Source organism: Sulfitobacter sp. (genome assembly GCF_041552635.1).
In the GTDB taxonomy this organism is placed as follows: domain Bacteria; phylum Pseudomonadota; class Alphaproteobacteria; order Rhodobacterales; family Rhodobacteraceae; genus Sulfitobacter.
The window spans coordinates 1-2403 of the sequence record NZ_JBFEKM010000312.1; the positions used below are offsets into that span (position 1 = coordinate 1).

3 protein-coding genes are annotated in these 2403 nt (G+C 54.8%); all 3 read left to right on the forward strand.

Annotated features, from left to right (window positions below):
• A partial coding sequence (gene rplI, locus ABYT07_RS20500; protein WP_372993851.1) for a 50S ribosomal protein L9 occupies window positions 1-525 on the forward strand: 525 nt, incomplete at its 5' end.
• Window positions 526-613: 88 nt separating this feature from the next.
• A complete protein-coding gene (locus ABYT07_RS20505; RefSeq protein ID WP_372993852.1) occupies window positions 614-1528 on the forward strand; it encodes a UbiA family prenyltransferase in 915 nt (304 codons plus the stop codon).
• Between the two features lie 130 nt (window positions 1529-1658).
• Window positions 1659-2108: a transglycosylase SLT domain-containing protein gene (locus ABYT07_RS20510; RefSeq protein ID WP_372993853.1), complete on the forward strand. Its 450-nt coding sequence runs from the start codon at window positions 1659-1661 to the stop codon at window positions 2106-2108.
• The last annotated feature ends 295 nt before the right edge of the window (window positions 2109-2403 follow it).

Consider the following 2403-nt stretch of genomic DNA (forward strand, 5'->3'; position numbering starts at 1 on the left):
CAAGGCAAAGCGCTGTCGGCTTCCAAAGCCAACATCGAAGCCTTTGAAGGCCAGAAAGCACAGCTTGAGGCACAAAACCTCGAGACCAAAAAAGAAGCCGAATCCATGGCGGACAAGCTGAACGGTCAGCAGTTCGTTGTGATCCGTTCTGCGTCTGATTCGGGTGCTTTGTACGGTTCCGTCACCACCCGTGACGCCGCCGACGTTGCAACAGCCGAGGGCTTCACAGTCGACCGCAAGCAGGTCGTTCTGCGCAACCCGATCAAAGATCTGGGCCTGCACGACGTAACAGTCGTTCTGCACCCCGAAGTCGAAGCCACCATTCAGCTGAACGTTGCACGTTCCCCTGAAGAGGCCGAACTTCAGGCCGCAGGCAAGTCGATCCAGGAACTGGCAGCGGAAGAAGAAGCCGCAGCAGAGTTCGAGATCTCTGAATTGTTCGACGATATCGGCTCTGCCGCGAACGACGATGATGATCTGGCCGACGCCGTTGAAGCACAAGAAGACGACGCGGCTAACGCCTGATCTTCTATAGCGCTTAAAAAAGTTGAAACGCCGTCCCTGTGCACTCAGGGGCGGCGTTTTTTATTGACTGCACAGAAACCGCGCGGGCATGCTTGAGCATCACGGCCCTGATAGCCCCCAAGCCTTGCGCGACATGCCATTTATGTGGAATTTATTTCAATTCTGTCTGGTGCTGCCACTCGGTTGCGCCCTTACGACCTTTGCCCTGACCCGCGCCATTGGTGTGAATGACGCATATGTTGCCCCTTGGGTCACCTTTCTATCACTGTTTGCAATTTACGTATTTGATCGCGTTTTCGAGACAGATGGTGACATAGAGAACCACGCCATCCGGAGCGCGTTTTTCAAGCGCAATAAGGTGCTCTTAAAGCTGACGGCAAGTGTAGCGCTAATCCTAAGCATCGGGCTCGGTTTTCTCGGCTATGGCATCTACGGGGCGGGCTTCGCGCTGCTGCCCTTCATCGCCGTCATCTTGTACAGCATTGGCGGTGCGATCCCGGTGGGTCGGTTTCGGCTTCGCATCCCTCAGCTCAAGAAAATACCGGGCGTGAAAAACCTGACTGTTGCTATCACCCTATCGACCTTGATCACCGGACTGCCTGCCGTAGCCGCACCCGTTGGCGTTGCGATGCCACTGCTGTTGATCCTCTGGACCTTCTTGCTGCTTAGGTTTTTGATCAACACGATTACCTTTGATCTGCGCGACATAGCAGGGGACACCGCGGCAGGAACCCGCACCATCGCCACCTTGTGGGGTAAAAATCAGACGCTGCGGATGCTGCACGGGTTGAATTGTCTGATCGGGGGGGGCCTGATTGTCGTGGCAATTTTATATGATCCCGCCACCAGAATCACCCTTTGGCTGCTGCCGTCCAGCCTGTTTACTGCGAGCTATCTGTGGTGGATTGGATCACGGCCCGTCAAAAATGTGGTCTATGATGTCCTTGTCGATGGTGAAATCACCTTCTGGGGCCTGCTGATCTGCGCTTCTTCGCTTATCTAACCCCTGTTTCGGCAGCACTCTGCCCATGGGAAATCGAACATTTTGCGAATTGCCCCATGCGATGTAAGGGAATCATAGTCAAAATCAGAGAACCCAGATGCCCGCCATTTCACGCCGCCTTCTGTGCCAGATGTTGCTGTGCAGCCCTGCCCTCAGCGCATGTGCAAGCACGCAAACGGCCCCAATGGCCGCCAAGCCAAAGATGCCGCTTTTCCCAAACGAGACACCCGAGCTGCGCAGTTTGATCAACAAGTGGGCTGATTTCTACGATGTCCCCCGCCCGCTGGTCCATCGCCTTGCCATTCGGGAAAGCACGCACCGGCCAGAGGCCCGCAACGGCCCCTATTACGGGCTGCTACAAATTTTGCCAGCAACGGCGCGCGGCATGGGCTTTCAGGGCACCGCTGGTGATCTTCTCGATCCTGACATCAACCTTGAATACGGGGTCAAATACCTTCGTGGTGCATGGCTTCTTGCCGACGGAGACCACGCGACCGCGATCAACTGGTACGCGCGTGGCTATTACTACGAGGCCAAGCGCCGTGGCATGCTGACCGAGACCGGTTTACGCAACGGGTAACCCGAAAATTCAGATTTCCTTGGCTGGAATTCTTGAAAATTCTGGTTCGCGACGCCATCGGATACATGCCCCAACTGATCATATCGACTGATAACCGGACTTCTATCTGCACAACGCAAAAGGGCCACCCTAACGGATGGCCCTTTTGTATTTTTAAGAGTTCGGGAAAACTTACTCTTCGTCTTCCAGCGCCTCTACGGCCTTCTGCAGATCTTCTTTGGACACTTCTTTTTCATTCAGTGTCGCCTGATCGAACACATGGTCAACGACCTTGTCTTCAAACAAAGGTGCGCGC

Coding starts and splice junctions, on each gene's coding strand:
- ABYT07_RS20510 (WP_372993853.1), top strand. CDS start 1,659: ATGTTGCTGTGCAGCCCTGCCCTCAGCGCATGTGCAAGCACGCAAACG.
- ABYT07_RS20505 (WP_372993852.1), top strand. CDS start 614: ATGCTTGAGCATCACGGCCCTGATAGCCCCCAAGCCTTGCGCGACATG.